This window comes from Bradyrhizobium valentinum (assembly GCF_001440405.1).
Taxonomy (GTDB): domain Bacteria; phylum Pseudomonadota; class Alphaproteobacteria; order Rhizobiales; family Xanthobacteraceae; genus Bradyrhizobium; species Bradyrhizobium valentinum.
The window spans coordinates 1-19,340 of the sequence record NZ_LLXX01000150.1 but is presented as its reverse complement, the minus strand read 5'-3'; the positions used below and the strand labels follow the sequence as shown (position 1 = coordinate 19,340).

At 60.3% G+C, this 19,340-nt stretch carries 10 protein-coding genes and 8 pseudogenes; 5 read left to right on the top strand and 13 right to left on the bottom strand.

From position 1 onward, the window contains the following. Positions 1-179: 179 nt before the first annotated feature. The 8 genes and pseudogenes from CP49_RS26730 to lptD all read right to left on the bottom strand — a co-directional run. Positions 180-818, bottom strand: a complete 639-nt coding sequence (locus tag CP49_RS26730) for an NIPSNAP family protein (protein ID WP_057853154.1) — start codon at positions 816-818, stop codon at positions 180-182. A gap of 164 nt (positions 819-982) precedes the next feature. Beyond that, a complete protein-coding gene (locus CP49_RS26725) occupies positions 983-1,648 on the bottom strand; it encodes a DsbA family oxidoreductase (protein ID WP_057853153.1) in 666 nt (221 codons plus the stop codon). Between the two features lie 226 nt (positions 1,649-1,874). Beyond that, on the bottom strand, positions 1,875-2,696 hold the full coding sequence (locus CP49_RS26720; RefSeq protein ID WP_057853152.1) for a helix-turn-helix domain-containing protein: 822 nt from the start codon (positions 2,694-2,696) through the stop codon (positions 1,875-1,877). A gap of 973 nt (positions 2,697-3,669) precedes the next feature. Further along, positions 3,670-4,689, bottom strand: a pseudogene (locus CP49_RS49635) (IS110 family RNA-guided transposase). Between the two features lie 378 nt (positions 4,690-5,067). Then, positions 5,068-5,580 carry a hypothetical protein gene (locus CP49_RS26710; protein ID WP_057853151.1) on the bottom strand — a complete coding sequence of 171 codons (513 nt, stop codon included), beginning with the start codon at positions 5,578-5,580 and terminating at the stop codon, positions 5,068-5,070. Between the two features lie 612 nt (positions 5,581-6,192). Beyond that, positions 6,193-6,942: pseudogene (locus tag CP49_RS26705) on the bottom strand (IS5 family transposase); the annotation flags it as partial. Between the two features lie 354 nt (positions 6,943-7,296). Then, positions 7,297-7,770 (bottom strand): annotated as a pseudogene (locus CP49_RS49405) (transposase family protein); the annotation flags it as partial. A gap of 188 nt (positions 7,771-7,958) precedes the next feature. After that, positions 7,959-8,598 (bottom strand): annotated as a pseudogene (gene lptD, locus CP49_RS43450) (LPS assembly protein LptD); the annotation flags it as partial. 1,279 nt (positions 8,599-9,877) lie between these two features. Between lptD and CP49_RS26690 the strand changes: the two are divergent. Continuing rightward, the gene (locus CP49_RS26690; protein WP_057853148.1) at positions 9,878-10,090 is read left to right on the top strand and encodes a hypothetical protein; all 213 of its coding nucleotides are present in this window, start codon (positions 9,878-9,880) and stop codon (positions 10,088-10,090) included. 559 nt (positions 10,091-10,649) lie between these two features. On the opposite strand, the pseudogene CP49_RS26685 reads toward CP49_RS26690, so the two are convergent. Next, a pseudogene (locus tag CP49_RS26685) lies at positions 10,650-11,089 on the bottom strand (CoxG family protein). A gap of 13 nt (positions 11,090-11,102) precedes the next feature. Beyond that, positions 11,103-11,552 (bottom strand): ATPase, T2SS/T4P/T4SS family, encoded by a 450-nt coding sequence (locus tag CP49_RS49630; RefSeq protein ID WP_476695631.1) that lies wholly within the window; start codon positions 11,550-11,552, stop codon positions 11,103-11,105. A gap of 54 nt (positions 11,553-11,606) precedes the next feature. Here CP49_RS49630 and CP49_RS43440 point away from each other — a divergent pair. Continuing rightward, positions 11,607-11,980, top strand: a pseudogene (locus CP49_RS43440) (Y-family DNA polymerase); the annotation flags it as partial. Between the two features lie 88 nt (positions 11,981-12,068). Here CP49_RS43440 and CP49_RS26670 read toward each other — a convergent pair. Beyond that, the gene (locus CP49_RS26670; RefSeq protein ID WP_057853145.1) at positions 12,069-15,173 is read right to left on the bottom strand and encodes a DEAD/DEAH box helicase; all 3,105 of its coding nucleotides are present in this window, start codon (positions 15,171-15,173) and stop codon (positions 12,069-12,071) included. On the opposite strand from CP49_RS26670, the gene CP49_RS49005 reads away from it, so the two are divergent. Beyond that, positions 15,172-15,438, top strand: a complete 267-nt coding sequence (locus tag CP49_RS49005; protein ID WP_057853144.1) for a hypothetical protein — start codon at positions 15,172-15,174, stop codon at positions 15,436-15,438. The two genes, CP49_RS26670 and CP49_RS49005, sit on opposite strands and share 2 nt — an antisense overlap. A 14-nt stretch (positions 15,439-15,452) precedes the next feature. Continuing rightward, positions 15,453-16,621: pseudogene (locus CP49_RS26660) on the top strand (IS701 family transposase); the annotation flags it as partial. A 265-nt stretch (positions 16,622-16,886) separates the two neighbouring features. Here CP49_RS26660 and CP49_RS49625 read toward each other — a convergent pair. Together CP49_RS49625 and CP49_RS26655 are read right to left on the bottom strand one after the other, a co-directional pair. Continuing rightward, entirely contained in the window at positions 16,887-17,282 is a 396-nt protein-coding gene (locus CP49_RS49625; RefSeq protein ID WP_476695630.1) for a hypothetical protein, read from the bottom strand. Between the two features lie 61 nt (positions 17,283-17,343). Then, complete coding sequence (locus tag CP49_RS26655) at positions 17,344-18,363, bottom strand: reverse transcriptase domain-containing protein (RefSeq protein ID WP_476695629.1); 1,020 nt, start codon at positions 18,361-18,363, stop codon at positions 17,344-17,346. Positions 18,364-19,122: 759 nt separating this feature from the next. On the opposite strand from CP49_RS26655, the pseudogene CP49_RS46740 reads away from it, so the two are divergent. Further along, a pseudogene (locus CP49_RS46740) lies at positions 19,123-19,340 on the top strand (hypothetical protein); the annotation flags it as partial.

Here is a 19,340-nt window from a genome sequence, read left to right as displayed (position 1 = left end):
AATACATGCCCTGATCAATCATCCCCCTTGACAACCATATCCCCATACAAGCCCGGGTGAAGCGAAGCGCAACCCGGGACCGGTCAAGCTAGACGCCGTAATCCCGGATTGCGCGGAGCCTGTCATCGGGCGCGCGTATTCGCGCGACCCGTTGGCTCCATCCGGGCTACTTCATCGCCTCACTGCAGCGGCGAGTGCGGCGCCGGCAGCATGATGGTCGAGTGCATTTCCTCGAGAAAGCTCGGACCCTTGCCAAGAAATTCCTGCCAGGCAGGATCCTTCATCGCATTGCCCCGCGCTTCGGCGCGGGCGTTCAGGCTGGGATAGGCCCAGATGTGGCAGGCTTCGTTCGGTTGCCCCGCTTCGGTCGTCCAGAGGCCGACGATCTTTGAATATTTCTCACGCTCCGGCAGCACCGCGGTGAACGCATCGAGCCACTGCTTCAGGCCACCGGCAGGCTTGCCCCGATAGTTGCGGAGTTCGTAGACATTGCCCGTCGATGCCGGCGCAACCGGCGGCCTCACCGCGTTCATCAGGCGGACCTTCTGACGCACCAGCAAGGGGCGGATCAACGGCACATACTCGCCGGTCCAGCGCGGGTTCTTGGCCAGCTCCGCGCGCATCCGCGCACGCTCGTCGAAACTGTTGTAGCTCCACATGTGCAGGACCTGATTGAGCGGCCCGATCTCGGTCGACCAGTAGCCTTCGAGCTTGCCGTAATCGTCCTTGCGGATGTCGCGCGACACCGTGCTCGCCGCCTTGATCATGTCGCCGAGCGTGCCAGGCTTTACGGTGTAGGTTCGCAGTTCGTAGATCATGATGCCTCCCCAAATATCGTTGTTGTTTGTTGTTGGGGCGACACTCACTGTCAGACGCTACACTGCGCTGTCTGGAGAGAGCCCCTCACCCTGACCCTCTAAGAGCGAGCTTTCGCTCGTCTCGACCCCGCAAGAGCGGGGCGAGGGGTCAAGAAGGCCGGCGACTACTCCGCCGCCTGCGCGTTGATTTCGCCGGATACCTGGCGGATGGCGCGGGCGAGCTGGTCGGCGGGCTGGGCGCCGGAGACGGCGTATTTCTGCGCGAACACGAATGTCGGCACGCCGGAGATGCCCTTGTCGGAGGCTTCCTGTGCTTGCCCCGAGATCAGCGCGACATCCTCATCGGTGGCGAGGCGCCTGCGCACGTCGTCGGCGTCGAGCCCGACATCGGCCGCTGCCTGCACCAGCACGTTGACGTCGGTCAGATCGCCGCCGTCGCGGAAGTACAATTCCATCAGCCGCTGCTTCATCTCGGCGGCCTTGCCCTGCGCTCCCGCCCAGTGGATCAGGCGGTGGCAGTCGATGGTGTTGGGCTGGCGCTTTACCAGTTCGGGCCGGTAGGTCAGCCCCTCCTCGCCCGCAGCCGCGACGACGCGGCCGGCGATGCCCTTGTAGGCTTCGACCGAGCCGAACTTGGCGGTGAGATATTCGTCGCGGCTGATGCCCTCGCGGGGCACCCAGGAATTGAGGAAGAACGGCCGCCAGCGCACTTCGACCGGAACATCCGGCACTAGCGCCAGCGCGTTCTCGATCCGGCGCTTGCCGATATAGCACCAGGGGCAGACCACGTCGGAGACGATGTCGATCTTGAGGGGTTTCAGGGTGCTCATCGGGACGTCCTCGCTGAATGATGGCCGGAAAGTAGTCCGATTGGGCGAGGAGACAAGGGCAATGGCCGCATGTCTCGTATCACTTTACCTCCGCGGTTATTGTTATGCGAAGGCCCTGGGCCGGTGTAAACCGCGGCCATGTAGGATGGGTGGAGCGAAGCGATACCCATCAACCTTGCCGGGCTTCTAAATGATGGGTTTCGCTTCGCTCTACCCATCCTACAGATTACGTCAGATTCGCCGCGATCTGTCGCATCCGCTCGGCGGTCAGATCATCGGCCGGGAAAAAGGTTTCCAGCGCCAGCTCCTGCAGCGTGATATCGACCGGCGTGCCGAACACCATGGTGGTGGAGATGAAGCTGAGCACGTCGCCATTGCGGCGCAGCTTGAAGGGGATCGCGACATTGTCGGCCGAGACCGGTCCGGACCTCGCCGGCATCCGGTAGGCTTTCAACTCCTGATACAGTTTGAGCAGTTCGGGATCAGCCGTCGCCTCGCACTGCCGGTGCAGCCGCTCCAACAGATGCGCGCTCCATTCGGCGAGGTTGACCGTGCGCGGCGCCAGCCCCTCGGGGTGAAAGGCGAGCCGCAAAATATTGAAGGGCTGCCCGAGCAGATGCGGCGGCAAGCCTTCGAGCAGCGGCGCGACCATGCGGTTGGCCGTCACCAGATTCCAGTGCCGGTCATAGGCCAGCGCCGGATTGGGTTCATGCGCCTTGAGCACGAGGTCGATCGCCTGCCGCGCGGATTTCAGCGCGGGATCGTCGAGCGAGCGCTGCGGAAAGGCCGGGGCAAAGCCTGCGGCGACGAGGAGTACGTTGCGTTCACGCAAGGGAACCTCCAATCGTTCGGCGAGCTTCAGCACCATTTCGCGCGACGGCGCGGCGCGGCCCGTCTCCACAAAGCTGAGATGACGCGCGGATATCTCGGCATCCCCCGCCAGATCGAGCTGGCTGAGATGACGACGCTGGCGCCATTCGCGCAGATGGTCGCCGATGTGGACGGGTTGGGTTCGTTCGGCTCGCGCCGCGGAAGCATGTGCGTTCATGGTGGAAAACCTACCATGCGAATTTCACGCATTCCATTACGTCCGAGGTAATGGATCTTGACGCCTAACCACTTGAACTAGCGGGAATTTCTTTTCCAGATTCCGTGCGATACCAACAAAAATACCAACATCTCGACCGCGGCACACCAATTTCGAAGACGGTTCGATCTGCGCCTCTCACCGGCCGACGGGGTATGGTTTGACGGCGGCGATCTCAGGACGCTGCTGGATCTCTACAGCATCTGGACGCTGCGCCACCTGTACCTTGAAGTTTTTGGCCAATGGCCGGGAAAGCAATATGCTCCTGTCGACGCCGATCCTCGGATACAATCCTACTACAGGTGGATCGAGTGCAATGACGATGAGCTGTGCGGTTGGGGCTCGGAAACTCGGAAGACGCGGACTGTTGCAAGTCGTCGGACTTGCAATGGAATTTCAGCCAACTCGGGTCGATCTTCCTGCACCAAGTGCCAGGCGGGTCTTCTAATCGCAAGCCGCCTCTCTCCGTCGTGGAGTTCGTCGAAAGCCGATCTCGGCTTCCCCGAATAAGGGACGACGTCCATCTTCAGATAACGCATCCCTAAGTCCCGCTTGGGAACGAAACACCGTTGAAAGCCAGACTTATGGCAGTTCGGAATACTTGCCTCGTTTAGGAGCGCGGAACTCGGGACACGCATAGGATTCGTCCTGAGCAGGAGTCATATGCTGATGTTTAAGCAGCGGCCCGCCCGGCGATCCGAACGCTGCAGGGCTGTGAGATCTCGGTGCTGCAAGAAGCCGGCGCAATCCGCCGCAGCGGCGATCCGCACGCCCGGGAACGCGCTTAGAGGATGGCGTTCAAGAGGTGTGGCATCTCGATGTGAAGAGCGCGGTGCGTAACGCCCGCAGGGACGACTTCGAGATTGCCAACACCTTCGTCCCGGCAGGGACGCTTGTTCCGCCGAAGGCGGATCTGTGTTGGTTTAAGACTGGTTCATGCAGTGCGCATCTCTGCCTGGAACTCGGTGCCATCGGTCCAGATGGCATGAAGGATGACAGCCATTTTGCGAGCGACCGCAACCTTTGCCTTTTTGGCGCCGATGCGTTTGGCCGGCTTGCTGCCCCAGCGCTTGAGCGCAGAGCCTCGCCTGACAACGGTCAGGACGACGTTCGCGGCCTCGAACAAATAAGTTCGAACCTGGTGGTTGCCGCGCTTGGAGATGCGCGCAGTGCGGTCGATCTCACCGGATTGATGACGTCTTGGTGTTAGGCCGAGATAGGCGCCAACGTCGGCGGAATGTCTGAAGCGAGTGGGGTCATCGATGGTCACGACGAACGACAGGGCAGTCGGGGGACCGATACCGGGAACGGTCATCATCCGCCGAACAGTTTGGTTGCCTTTTGCTACCGTCAGGAGCTATCGATCGAGTTTTTCAATTTGCGCGGTCAAGCAGGACTGGGCAAGGAGCAGCGGCGCGAAAATATCTTGTAAATCCGGTGCTTCAACGAGTACGGCGTTGACTTTGCGAGCCAGGTTGGTCGAACCGGCCTTGCCGAGCACTATTCCGAGCCCCTTACACAGGCCGCGCATTTGGTTATCGGGATCTCGCCGCAGATTCACCAGCTTGGTTCGAGCCGCCAGCATCGAACGGGTTTTCCAGATCTCCGCCCCCTTCACGGCAGCTTCCCGGTACCATCCCATGCGGGCCATTTCGGCTAGCCCTTTGGCATCATTTGGATCCGACTTGTTGATGCGCACGATAACGCTGCGTTGGCATGACGCGCATCAAGGCAAATAACCGGAAAACCCAGCGCCCTGAGTTGGTGCCAAAGCCAATTGGATAGCGAGCCCGTTTCAAAAACGATCCGCTCAGCATTGCCAGCATGCCGCCGCAAGAGTTTAGCGATGGCCTCCGGATTGGTGGGCGCGCAACCTTCGAATGTCACGCCGCCGGTCTGGTCCAAAACGCAAATGCTGGTTTCTTGAGATGTCCAAACCAACGGATTGCTTCATAGAGCCGCTCCCTTTCGATAATCCGCTGAGTAGATCCTACCGAACCTCGTGCCTTCGAGAAGCCGTCAGCCGCGATTACGCGGTCCAGCCATTGAGCGGTAGTCGATTTTTTGGGAGCGGAGCGAGGTTTGAGATTGCAAGCTTTTTGGGTTTGAAGACCTGAAAGCTTGCAATTTCATTTCAGTCCCAGTCGATCTTGCCACCGAGCTGTACCAGCTCGTGCTTTAGGTTGATGATCTGGTCGTGCGTGGCGCGGAACAGATCGCCTTCCCGTCGTCTCCGGCTTCTTCGGTCGCATCGTCCCCTCCGGTGCGACCACAGAATCACGACCGGCGATTCGAGCCGCTATGGTACCAGAAGCGCCTTGAAGTGGACCTGCTAAAGCATCCCGTCCTTCTGCGGGCTGATCCGACGGCGGTTTGGCGCTTTGTTCAGTAGGCCGGCAAGCCGCAGACCTTCCAGGATGCCTTCCAGCCGCTGTACACGGATTATCGAAGCAACCATGGAAACGGCGTCCTGCTGTTGGATCGTGAAGTGCACATCCGGAAATTCCTCAGACATCGCCTCCAAGAATGTCTGCGGGTTGGTAACGTGATCTCGGAGCGCATGCGCCGCTTCCTCCGCGAGGTAGGTCGCAAGATCGCCGTCGACGGACCCGACGAAATTGAAGTCATAGCGGGTACGGTCCTTGATCGATTGCCGAATCAGCTCGCTTTGGTGTTTTGCTTCAACGAAGAGCATGAAGACCGCATCAGGCAGGTTGTCGCGCGGCACGTTCTTCAAATCAGCGATTCGGGCGTAAATGTCCTTCCCTGCTGGCTCGTTTCGCTCGAATCGGTTTTGAACCTCCTGGGTCTCACGCTTGCGCAGCATTTTCTTCTTTCCGAACATCGCACATCCTCCGAGCCGCGATATAATTCAGTTCTCGCAAAAGATCAAAACGGCGTCTGGCGATCGGTATGCGCATTTAAAGCGAATGTGACGGCTGGAAGAAAGACAACGCGCTGTTAGCTCCGCATGAAGGTCTTGTGCGACAACGCCCGAGTCAAAGCAAACTCGCAGCGCATCCGCTCTCCTCCGCGATCGGGGCGCGCGGACTACGAATCCAACCTGAATCACAAGATCAACTGCAAAGGCCGTCTGGTAAGCGACTTTCGGGTAGCGGCCCTGGTGAGGGATCCAGGGCTGAACCGCAAGCCCGTCACATACTTGCATCACAAACGCCCAACCGAGATGAAAGACAATGAGCGCCGCATTGGCGCGCTCGCAGGATTAGCACCAGCTGAGAGAGAAAGAACGCGATAGCGAGAAGCCAAAAGAGCGCTCCCGGAAGTTCTCCGATTTCGAATCGATCGTCGCAGCAGGTCGGTCGCCATCATCGACACGGGCGGAACTCGGTCAATCGACTCTCTCATCTGTGCAGATAGCGACACTCGCTTCAATCGTCCAGAAGATTGAGGAACTCTTCGACCTTCCAAAGCGGTCCTCCCTCGCGTCGGTTCTCAGCGCCAGCAGCTTTGCGAACGCCGCCTCGAGCCCGCTGTTACCCTCGATCTTGCGGGCGATGTCGCGGATCACGCGGCCCAGATAGGTCCGCAGCGTCTTGAGCTTCCGCTTGGCGCGCTTGAACTGCTTGGCGTGGGCATAGCGCTGGTGCTGGATCAGGGCGAACTTGCCCACCCGCGCATAGGACTGGCGCAAAGCCACCCCATGGCGCTGCGCCAGCCGCACCAGCTTCTCGCGCGCCCGGTTCAGAAGCTTTGCATCGGTGGGGAACGTCACGTTCTTGGGCTGAACCGTGGTGTCGACGATCACCCGCGACAGCTCGGACGGCTTGATCGCCTTGGTCCTGGTGGCGACGGACAGGCTCTCCTGGATCAGCGCCGCCAGCCGCTCCTCGCCCATCCGGTTGCGCCAGCGCGTCAGCGACGAGCGGTCGAACACCAGTCGGTGCTGGAAGAACTCCTCGCCGCAGAAGTATTGGTAATAGGGGTTCTCGACCCACCGCTCGCACAGCACCTCGTCGGACAAGTCGTAGGTGTGCTTGAGGATCGCCAGCCCCGCCATCAAGCGCGTCGGCAGCGGCGGGCGGCCGGGATCATCGTTGTAAACCTCGCCGAACCGTTCCTCCAGGAACCTCCAATCCACCGTGCGGCCCAGCGTCACCAGCGGATGCTTCAAGTCGATGATCTGGTCGAGCCGCGAGCGGAAAAGATCCTGCTCTCCCGTCTCGCTCCGTTCCCGTGGCCGCATCGAATCCCTCGCCAATGCCGGTTCTGGGGGCGAGTGAATCACAAATCAAGTTTGCAAGGAATCCCGCTCCAAAGCCCCGCTTTCCGGCAAATCCACTTACGGCAAAACGCCGTTTCAGGATTCCAAATCAACGGCTTGGGAATTCTTCACGGACGACGGACTAGTCTAAGAAGCTTTGCCCGTGGCGCCTTCGCTCGCGCAGCAATGCGGAGGCAACAGCAGCATCCGAAAAAGCGGAGCGACCTTTGGCTGCTGCCCTGGGAATGGAAAAAGGTCTCTGCTCAGTCCGCTGCAGATCAGACTACCACACCACGCAACTATCCCCCGCCCTCACCGGACGATTACTTTGCAGCGGGAGCCATTGTCGGTCATGACACCCCCGCTGTCACGCCCAGGCTCGCATAGTAGGGAATGGCCGTCGAAAGGCGACGGCGGACCCCCTCTTGTCCTTCATGAACTGACTGAACGCGATGCGGGACACATTGTAGCGGCGCCTGGCCACGCCCGCGCAGATTTCTCTGGCCAGTCAGATCGTCAGTATGCGATGTCCGACGCGATTGAATTGCCGAGTTTTTTGGTGTCGATCTGGATCAATTCGCCCGGATGCTGCCGCTCAGCGACGGATAGGCTCGGCCGGCTCCAGAGCGGCGAGCCTGTTCGGGCCAAACCGGCGCAGGATGCGGCTCACGGTGCCGCTGACACTCCGACTTCGGCAGCGATCTGCTTGCCAGTGTGGCACTGCCGGCGCAACGCCTCGACTGCGGAGCACGTGGCAGGCGGGGTTTGGCTTGGCAATTAAAGGGGCCTTGAGGAGCGATCGCGCAATCCATGCACACTTATCCGCGGAACCGTCAGATCCATTTGGCGACCGTCTTCGCTGTATTGTTAAATCGAACTGCGGCCGCCGCCTTCGTCAGGCCACCTTCGCCTCTCGACCTTTCGGCGCGTGCGCAGCGGAGGCCACGAGAGGGCGAGGCATGTCAAGTTATCGATGCGCAGGCAGCGACATCGTCGCCTCAGAAGCCGACCGAATTCACCCCGATCGTTCGTAGACCGATAGTTAGCAGGTAGGTCTTATTCAACACGGGCGGCGTGGTGCCCGCGGAGTAGCTATAGGCAATTACATAGTTCGCCGCCAGCACGAAGCAATCGTCGACATAACCGGCGCCGACCACATATTGGTTGATCTTGTTGGCCTCGAGATCCCAGCGCGCGGAACCCGTCACCACCCAGTTGGACGCGACCTTCAGCGAGCCGATGGTCAGAATGCCCTCGCGGCGTGTTAGATACCCGAGCTCGGGCTGCGGGGTTGCCGTAGATCATGCTCACCGACCTGCGGTCGAAATTGGCGCGGCCATCGGCCTCGAATCGTTGGATGTTCCAGGTCTGCTCGTCCATCCGGCTGCGGACGCTGAACGTATAGGTCCGGTTCGGGGAGCAACTGACGCTCGCGACATAGTCGGAGCGCGGCTTGTCGAGGCCGGAATCGAGACCGGTTTTGATGGAATCCTGGACCGCGAAGGAGTTCATGCCGAACAGCTGGTAGGAATGCCCGAACAACGTTTTGACCGCGCCGCCCTTGTCGAACTGGGTGGTGGCCTGCACGCCGACGTTGGCGCGGCCGCCGCCCTCAACGCGAGCGTAGCCGGAGAACTTGCGCCGCCGCGGCGGACAACTCGCACCACACATAGGGGTTCGCCAATCAAGGTACTGGCGGCGTCCCATTCTCCGATCGACAGCGAGGCGCACAACCGCCCGTAGTTGCACTTATCAGTGCCTTCCTGCCCTGGCCGGCATGAGCAGGCCACACTCACCAATTTGGCGTCACCTTTTTCGATAAGAGAGCGCAAGCGCGCCGTAGCTGCCTCTGCGAGACGGCGTTCGCTGTCGCAGCGCGCCTTGTCACCGCGCTCCGGCGAGTCGAAGCCAGGGAGACGGTAAAGCTCGCCATTGAAACGCACGGTGTCGCCGTCGATCACCTCGATCGGGCCGGACTGGTTAGGGTGGGTCCCAGGACCTGGACCTTAGCTTCTCGAACTGCCGGCCTGCTCTGCCAGTTCAGGAAGATCGTGGTCGCGACAAAGGCGGGCCCCAGCGGCAGCGACAGCCCAGATGGCAATCGGCACGCTGGAGCGGCGGCGAAATGGAATGAGTCCCATGGTCATCAAGGTATAGCCGACAGCCGATCACCAGCGAACTCGCCGGCTAAGGGGCGACGCCGAATGTCTTCCATTACATTCGTTTCTCCCGCCCCGCCCCAAGAAACTGAGCGGCCTTGGACCTCGTTGGGAGCTGTCGCACTCCGAGCAATCACCAGCCCCCGTGCTCGGTTTGCGGCGAGGGCCGCCGGTCTCCGCCCATTCCGGCGGTCTCACGAGCCTGTCCCGTACTGGGGTGCTGCAGCCGCGGCACAGACGTCCTGTGATCCCGTTGCCACACTCTCTCTGTTCCGTCGTCGGAACAGCATTTTTGATTCACGCCCTCGTCCCGGCGATGCAAGTCTCTGAAGCCCGGGGTGGGAGTACTTCATAAGCATTTCATTTTAAGCCCGGACATGGGCCGCTCGATTACTTCGGGCGGCCCTTTTTATGGCCGCGAGCTCGCCGTCAACGCCCCGGGCATGGCAACGCTAACACTTGCCAATCTCAAATAATTTCCCTGGTGCACCGCTCACTCCGCAACTCCGCTCGTCGTGCTCGTTGGCCTTAGGTCGCGTCAGGTGGGCCGCCTGAAATCACCGTGGGCGTTCCCATCTTGCACAACGGGGGCTGCTGTGCTCTCTCGGCCGGCGGCCCCGCCCCCGAAGGCGTGTAGCCGGTTACTGTGCCGGTCTTGTTCTGTGCCGAGGGCTTTCTCGGCCCGCTACTCCTTGCGCACGGGTATATGACGTTGCCATCGTTAAGAGATGAACTGCAGCGGTTCCTAATTCCTTCATTTGTTCATCCGCGACGTAGACGCCAGCGGCACGATGGTAAGCGACCGCAACCGTTGCGCAGGCATCAGCAACGAAATCGGCAATTTTGTCATCGCCACCCAAGCGGGGAGCTTTACTTCGATGACGCTCAGTTACACCGGCGACCCGACGGTTTTTCGCATCAATCAACACGAGAGTGGATACATACTCTGTCAGCAGTTCTCGGCGGACTGATCGATGCCGGACTTACAATTACGATGTTTATGAACACGGCGTCCTGCCGTGGCGCGGTCTGGAAAACTTGGTGCCTACGCCTGACGGGACTTCCGGATGGGATGCCTCCCATACCTTTGTCTTATTCGGTGAGAGCAAAGAAGCGCAATTGGGTGCATCGCTGAAAGCCGAGCCCGACGTGGATCGAACTCGGAAATCCGGAGGTATACAACTGGGAGATCTGCTTTGCCCGCGATTGTGGTGCAATGCTCGTTTCTATCTTTGGGACAAGCTTGGCTTTTGAGATTCTCCTGCCCACCATCGCTTGCAGTCGATCGAGAGGCTGGCACTTCCGATCGGAACTTCCATCACAAAATTTCGCGAATATCGAGCATTTTAGCGCGCCCCCTGGGGAAGCGAGACAAGACCGTGAATTCAATGCTTTACAGAAATGTTTGCGTGAGAAGTGCATTGCTTTTCAAGGCGTTTCAGAATGTCGGCATCCCGACCCAGTACAAGGGGCGATCGCGGCATCAAGCTCACCGCCATTGCGGCTCCTTGCGCGTTTGCTGCCACGTAATCAGAACGTCCATCCCCGAACCTGAATGGTTTTGGCGAAGTTGGCGAGGAACTCGTCGGCTAATTTCTTGGCCGCGCCGTTTATCAGCCCCTGGCCAAGCTGTGCCAATTTGCCGCCGATCTGGGCCGCCACATGGTAGCTCAACAGCGTGCCTCCGTCCGTTTCGGCCAGGTTGACCTTTGCCCCACCCTTTGCGAAGCCAGCGACGCCGCCCTCTCCTTCCCCCGAGATCTTGTAGCCGATCGAGGGATTGAGGTCCGCTCAGCGTGACCTTGCCTTTGAACCGTGCCGATACCGGTCCAACCTTCATCCCTGGTGACCGCACGAAATCCGTGGTCATCGGTCTTCTCGAGCTCTTCGCAGCCCGGAATGCACGCCTTGAGCACGGCCTGGTCGTTAATCTTGGTCCACACGGCTTCGCGGGGCGCAGCGAGTTGAATTTTGCCGTCATCCTCATCGCCATGGGATTCTAACCTCGTGTCGGGTCTTGGCCAGTTCCTTCTTGAACTCGATCTGCATCGAGCGGGCGATCTGAATCCGCTGCGCCTGCGGCTGTCCGGCGCCGTGGATGGATTCGGTCAGATATCCCCCGGCGTTGCGAGCGTCATGTTCTCGACGAGCCGGAGGATCCGGATCCTGTGCTCGGTGGGGATCGGCCCTCCGAAGGACGGCCTGCCGCAGGTCGTCGTTGGTCGTGATCAGCTCCGCGATTGCGATGCGCCCCTTGTAGCCTGACCCGTGATACTGGACGTCGCCGACGGGCTCCCTGACCTGGTCAACTGCAAAACTGAGAGGGGTCAGCGCGGCAAACCGAGTTAATTGCTGGCGGGCTGCGTTGTTATTGGGATGCAGCGGGCGGGAGCAAGTTGGACAGAGCAGGCGGCTCAGGCGCTGCGAGAGCACGCCTCGAATAGCGGAGGACAGCAGAAAAGGTTCAAGATTTTGTATTACTCATGCATGAGACTTTCCCGCCGGGAACAGGATGGGGCTGCGCCCCTTCTGCGCAAGATTATCTACATTGACATTGGATGCGTTCTACGCGTCGGTGAAGCAGCGGACCAATCCTGACCTGCCCGGCAAGCCGGTAGCCGTGGGAGGATCAAAGGAGCGAGGCGTGGTAGCCTCCGCCAGCTACGAGGCACGCAAGTTCGGGATCAGGTCGGCGATGCCATCGGACAGCCAAGCGCAATGCCTTGACCTGATGTTCGTTAAGCCTCGCTTCGACGTTTACAACGATATCTCTCGTCAGATCCGACGATCTTCGCCGACCACACGGAAATCATCGAGCCGCGCTCGACGAGGTCTATGTTGGCGTCACCGAGAACATCCAGAGTAATCTCCGTTTCGGATTCAACGACCCCGAAGCTGACGACGAGGATCAGTTGTCTCTCATTTTGAGATGAATAGCAGTGACCGCGATTACTCGTTCAGAAGGTCGAGGAACTCTTCGACCTTCCTAAGCGGTCCCTCGCGTCCGTTGCTGATGTAGACGACCCGATCGCCATCGCGTTGCAGGGATCGCCCCTTGGATTTCCGAAGTCGTCCCGGCAGGAATGTCGCGGCTACGGCATCCAGGCCGACATCAAGTCTTATAATTCCTCTTCTTCTGCAGTCGATCCTGAGCCTTGCTGCGGCAAAGAAATCGCGGGCCGCTGGAGGCAATCTGCCGAAGCGACGAGAGGTCTCCTCCTCGAGATCGTCCAGCTCATCTTCGCATCGGCATCTGGCAACGCGGCCGTAGATTTCCAGCCGCACCGCCTCCGATTGCACGTAGCCTGCGGGCAACATGTCCCCTACCGGCAGATTCAGGTCAGGCACCCACAGATGGGCTGTTCTGTCGTCGGCTTTCTCCGAGGCCAATTTCAGAAGGTGGCTGTAGAGCACCGGCCCGAACACCTGCACATGGCCCGACTGCCGCTCGGAAAGCAGGTCCCCGGCTCCCCTGAGGTCCAGATCCCGCGCACTGATCGCGAAACCCGCGCCCGGTCTGTTGAATTCCTCCAGAACTGCCAATCGCTTCTCAGATCGCTCCGAGTCCGAATCGGTCAGCAAATGCGCAAACGCGCGTATCCCGCTGCGGCCTACCCGTCCTCTGAGCTGATGAAGTTGGGCCAAGCCGAACCTTTCGGGCCAACAGACCACGATGGTGTTTGCACGTGGGATATCTAGACCGCTCTCCACTATGTTGGTCGCCAGCAGCACGTCCGCCGCGCCTTCGACGAAGCTCATCATTCGGTCGTCTATGTCGTCGGCGGGCAACTTGCCATGCAGACAGACGATGCGGAGATCCGGGGCCACCGATTGAACGCGCGCCAGCATCGGATCGAGATCCTGAATTCGCGGACAGATCAAGAAGCTTTGCCCGTGGCGCCTTTGCTCGCGCAGCAATGCGGAGGCAATAGCAGCATCCGAAAGCGGAGCGACCTTTGTGACGACCGGGAGTCGATGAATGGGCGGAGAGGCAATGACGCTAAGATCCCTGAACCCAGCAAGACCGCCCGCGAGGGTCCGTGGAATCGGCGTGGCGCTCATCCAAAGGGCATGAACACTCTTGGCCAGCCCGGAAAGTCTCGCCTTCTCCGTCGTCCCAAAATGCTGTTCCTCATCGATGACGACAAGGCCGAGACCGGCGAACTTCACGTCCTTCGAGGCGAGAGCCTGCGTTCCGACCACAACCTTCAATTTTCCACTCTTCAGCCTCTCCTTCACCTCTCTCGTCTCCGCGCCCGGATCGGTCCGCGACAAACTTCCCACTTCGATGCCAAACGGAGCGAAGCGTTTGCGGAAAGTTCCGACATGCTGTCTTGCCAGGACCGTCGTCGGTACCGCGATCGCCACCTGCTTCCCTGACATTACGACGGCGGCCGTGGCTCGCAACGCCACTTCGGTCTTGCCGAACCCGACGTCGCCGCAAATGACCCTATCCATGGGGTGGCCCGACGCAAGATCATCCAAAACGTCCCGAATGGCCTTCGCTTGATCGACCGTCGTAAAATACGGAAAACGCGCGACGAATCTCTCGTAGATGGGGCCCGGAGGTACAAGTTTCGGAGCTCGCCGGCGGCGTCGCTGGCTGATATGTTTGGAGAGCTGCTTGCCGGCGACTTGGATTTCGTGCTCAGCCTCGGTACGCCGGGCCCACCATGTACTTCCGTCAGCTTTATCGAGCGTCAGCTCACCGCGCTCCGACGCGTATGGCCAGATCAGGGTCAGGTCGGCGGGCGGAACGAGAACGGCATCGCCTCCCGCAAATACGAGCCTGATCATTTCGCGCGACGACCCGCCCCCCGTTGCCACGGTCTGCAAGCCGTCGAGCAAGGCCAGTCCCCGCTGCAGATGAACGACCGCGGTGCCCTGCTCCGGTACATCTGAGTGGTCGAAAGCCGCATTCCAGCTTCTAGCCAGCGCCTGCGGATGATGAGCCCTGCTGCCGAGCACATCCGAAGCCGTGACGACGACAAGAGGTTTCCGGCCAGGTACGACAAACCCTCTGTCAAAGTCGGCCAGAAGCGCCGCTTCGCGATTGAGTCCGGTCGTCGTCTCGTTCCAATCCGCAAAGCGCTCCACCTTGAGCCCGCTCATCCGCTCGATCACGCGCAGGTCGTCATCCTGCGCTGCGACGAAAACCAGTCGCGAACCGGCGCGTCGCGTCTCGTCGACGAATGCGCGGAGCGCCTTCCTGGGTGATACGACCTGCGAAAAGTCCGGTGTGGGAACGAAAGATGCCTTTTGCGACAACACGTTCATACGCCTGGTCGCCTGCTTCCATTCGCGCCTCCCAAGGTATTCGCGTTCTCGGTCCGCGCGAGCGGCCGCCTCCTCGATCGTGCTAAGCCAGCTATCGGCGTGGGCTGAAACCCCGGCGTCCGCGATCCACTTGGCTCGCCCACAATAGTCGAACAGGGTCGAGCGTTTTCCGCGTACTTTGCCGAACGCCAGCCGCTCCGACATTGGATCGATGAGAAGCTCCTTCGTCTCAAAAACGATGTCATGTTTTATCGGGTCGAACGCCACGATCCGACGTATCATCCTGCCCGAATGCTCTACTCTGAACGGACCAAGTGCGCCGGCGGGAAAAATCTCAAATGTCTTCCCGTGAAACAGCGCGCCGCCGGGATAGTCCGCCTCGTCATCGAGGTCGTATCCGAGGGCCTCAAGCCGCGCCCGGAGATCTTGTTCAGAGAACGCGGCGCTCACTTTCAAACGGAGGATTACGCGGGACCAACTCGCCGGCATGGGCAGGCGCTCCATCACGGCCTCTGCCGTGGACACGAGCAGAATCGGCTTCTCAGGCTTGGCAAGGCGCCGCAAGACCGAACTTCGTCTGCCTGCGATTTCGTGCGACGGCTCGAGCTGATCCAACGGCAGCGTATTGAGTCTTGGAAAAACAAGCACATCGCACGAAGCATCAAGGGCATGAATGATGGCACCCAGCCGCTCGGCTCTATTCTCGTGTTCAGCAAGAAAGACGACGCCATTGCGGCCAGACTTCCTCCACTGTAGGAGCAGATGGAGGGCCACCATGCCTAGGGGCGATGAAGAAGAGATTGCGGTCCGCGATGAAGAATTCTTTCGCTTCGTTGCCCTGCTGGCAACCTGCGCCTTTTTAGAACGGCCCACGTTAAACCCGTCGTTGATTCGCGACCAGCTCACGCTGATAGCGAGTGTTGCTTCGAACAGGCCCGCTCTGATGTGGGAGCTACGACCCGAGGCTGAGTACATAAGCGAATTTCGTCGCGGAGGCACGTTCCAATCTAACATTACAGTTGCCATTTGCGAAGTTTTCTGAATCCATGGGCAACCATGATTCGAACATCGTGGACGCAGGCAGCGTCGATTGAAGAGACGCTTGCGTTGTGGGCGGCGTCGCTTCGGGAGATCAAGAAGCGGATACGTCCATTGTTCGGGCAAGAGCGTGTTGCGAAGAATGCCGGTTTGTTTCTGGAAGGTCTGCTTGGAGACGAGCAACGCAAGACCGGTTGGATGCGCGCTGAGGCCGCAGGCGATCCTGGCCCATGGCGGCAACAGGCGATCCTGGGTCGCAGGGATTGGGATGCGGATGCCTTGCGCGATATCGTCCGCGATTATGTCATCGAGCATTTGGCGGACGATGACGCGGTCCTCGTGATCGATGAGACCGGCTTTCTCAAACAGGGCAAGGCGTCGTGCGGCGTAGCGCGTCAATACACTGGTTCGGCGGGCAATATCACGAACTGCCAGATCGGCGTCTTCGCGGCCTACGTTTCGTGCCACGGTCGCGTTCATCGACCGCGCGCTGTATCTTCCGAAGGAATGGACCGACGATCCAGATCGCCTGAAAGCCGCATACGTGCCCCCCGATACCGGCTTTGCGACCAAACCAAAGCTTGCGACGAGAATGATCGCACGCGCCATGGCCGTCCCATTCAAGTGGGTTGCAGGTGATACGGTCTACGGTGTCGGTGACATCGAACAGCAACTGCGTCGCGCAGGCAAAGGCTATGTCCTCGGGGTCAGCAGCGCGCATGTATTTCGATCCTGGGGCAAGCGTCGACCCGTCGCCGGCACGGCTGCCGACATCGCCCGGACGCGGCGCGCATCCGACTGGAAACGCCTGTCAGCAGGGGCCGGAACCAAAGGACCGCGGCTGCATGATTGGTGCTATCTCGAATTGGCCGATCTGGTCGGAGAATCAATCGACGAAAATCCGGGCGCTTGGACACACGCGGTCTGCTGATCCGTCGTCGTATCGCCGATGGCGATCTCGCCTTCTTCACCACCTGGTGCCCAGCGGCAACATCGATCGAAACACTGTCGAAGGCCATCGGTGGGCAATCGAGGACAGTTTTGAGACCGCCAAGAACGAATTCGGGCTCGACCACAACGAGAGCAGATCCTGGCATGGCTGGCATCGCCACGTTTCCATGGTGATGCTCGCCTTCGCCATGATGGCGGTGATCCGCCATCGCGCCAATCCGCCGCCGCCAAAAAAACCAAACGCCGAGCCACGGCAGAAGCCAAATCAAAGCCACGCCGTCGTTGATCCGATGGTCAATCCAGGAAGTCCGCCGCATTGCCATCAGGCTCGCGCGAAAGCGGATCCAACCCGCACACATCATCGCATGGTCACTCTGGCGTAGAGCTCATCAGCGGTCGCTCAGCGCGCGCACGTCAAAACAAAAAGGTTCGCGGTAGGGACGCTCATTGCTGAGCGCCCCCCGCACAGATCCGGACGAGCCCGATTAAGGCATCCGGCTCCTACCTTGGGTGTGTGACGGCGAAACGCTGTTGTGGCCAGGGATGGAGGATACGGGGTTGAGGAAGCCAGTCATCCGCCAACTTCGTCATACGATCCCAAGTGAAACCGCCTCGTTGGCTGCGGCGCCGGAGCGTTCGCCGCCAGAGGTCGGTCACATGATAGCGGAACGCTGAGAGCGCCCGCCCGTTTGCAGGAACCGCATAGTAGGCGAAGTGGCCGGTGATGACCTGTCTCAGCCATTTACCCTGGATTGGGATCGGTTGGTGCATTCGACGCCGCAGCTCTGCCTTGATGTCCTGGAGCTTCGTCCGCAGACGGTCGCGACGGGTCTTCCTTTCGAGCAGGAAGTTCCCCCGGCGTGACTTACCGCAGATGTGGATGAAGCCCAGAAACATGAAGGTCTCCGGTTTGCCGAGCCCGCGTGTCTTGCGATTGGTCGCCGCATAGCGACCGAACTCAATCAGGGCGGGTCTTGTCCGAATGGAGCGTCAACGCGAATGCCTCAACCCGTTCACGCATCGCATCAAGGAAGCGACGAGCGTCGTCCTCATGCTCGAAGCCGACCACCAGATCATCCGCGTAGCGCACGATAATCATGTCGCCGTGAGCCTCCTGCCGTCGCCAGCGTTCGGCCCAAAGATCGAAGCAGTAGTGCAGGTAAACGTTGGCGAGCAGCGGCGAAATCACCGATCCTTGCCCCGTGCCCCTGTCGTCCACGGTTACGACCCCGTCTTCGAGGATGCCCGCCCTCAGCCATTTACGGATCAGGCGGATGATGCGCTTGTCACCGACGCGGTGCTCCAAAAACTGGACTAGCCAGTCTTGGCTCACACTTCCGAAGAAGTTTTGCACGTCGGCGTCAAGTATCCAGTTCACCTTCCGCGTGGTAATCGCTACCGTCAGGGCGTCCAACGCATCGTGTGGCCCCCGGCCGGGTCGAAACCCATAGGAGAAGCCGACGAAGTCGCCTTCGTAGATGGCATTAAGCACCATGACGGTCGCGCCCTGGACGATTTTGTCTTCCAGAGCCGCGATCGCCAGCGGCCGCTGCTTCCCATCCGCCTTCGGTATGTACGTCCGGCGTGACGGTTGCGGCCGGTACGCTCCCCGGTGGACCCGTTCGTGCAGTTCCCTGAGCCGGGGCTCAAGGTCGGCCTCGTAGTCCTGCCACGTCATGCCATCCACGCCGGGGGCGGCTTTGCGCCGAAGCGCATAGAACGCCGTCCGGAGTGTATCGACAGTGATATGGTGGAGAAGTGCGGTGAACCGTTCCTTCTTCTTCAGCCTTGCGGCTTTCCGTACGCGGTCCAGCGCTTGGGTCACGCGAGCCCGGTACTGTGCCCGGTGCGTGCTTTGCTGGCCCTCGTTCCCCTTGGTCCCCGGCCTTGGCTCCGCCGGCTCCGCCACCGGTCGCCCGGCTTTGTTCGCCTGCTTCGCAGCTACTATGCCGGAGTCAGACTTCTCTGGATCGTGCATCAGCGGCTACGGCTCCTCGCCTTCCCGCCGCGGACCAGGCTGCTCAGTGAGCATCTGGCCGACCGAGAGAGCTCCCGGTTCCCGTACAAGAAGCTTCTGCACATGCCAGGGTCTGCGACCACGCCGAAACGACCGGGCGCTCGCGATATCGCACCCCTTCGTGTTGCCTTCCGCTCAGTTGACAGCGTCGGCTCTCGGGAAAACATTCTTTCGCGGCTCAATGGCTGGCCTATGCACTCCCCTGCCGACGCTTCGCCGACACCCTCACGGATGTCTACGCACGGCTCGGGGCCGACGTGGATCGCTACTCCTTCATCGTAGTGGACTTCCACCACCTACTCCTTGCCGGTCTCCCGGCGCACCAACTGTAATGCTAATCATCCCGTGAAACATCGCTTGGGAGCGGAGGGCGTCTCGATCGTCCCCTCTTCTCCGCCCGACAGATCGTGGTCTTCAACATCGGGGTGTTTCGGTTCGCCTTTCCGATCCTGGTGCTGTGACTCTCGGAATTCACATGGCTTCTTTGGCAACAATGGGCCTCCGCCTAGATAAGATGCGAACTCTGATAGCGTTCACCGCGACGCCAACCTGTTACGCGCAATTTTGCGACGCAAGGGCCATCGGGATGAACCCGAGCTATGCTTCCGGCCGGCCGGAGTGGGCAAGTGGCACACCACGCCAACCCTCCATTCCTAAGCGATTCGGTCAGGCCGACTTCTGCTGCCTGCCACAATTGCCGCCACACAGCGGATCGCAATATTGGGCTACATAGCGGAAGCCCTCGATTCCGGCGAGCGGCCGCTCGGGGCCGCGCTGCTGGGCCGGGGCCGGGCCATCGGCCACGTGATCGGCGGCGCTGTCTGCCTCCAATTGATCGAGATTGTCGGTTGGGGTCCAGCTTTGCTGGGTTTAGCGCTGCTGCTAGTGGTTCATCATAGTGATTTTGACGTTTTGATACCGAGCCATTCGAGGATGGG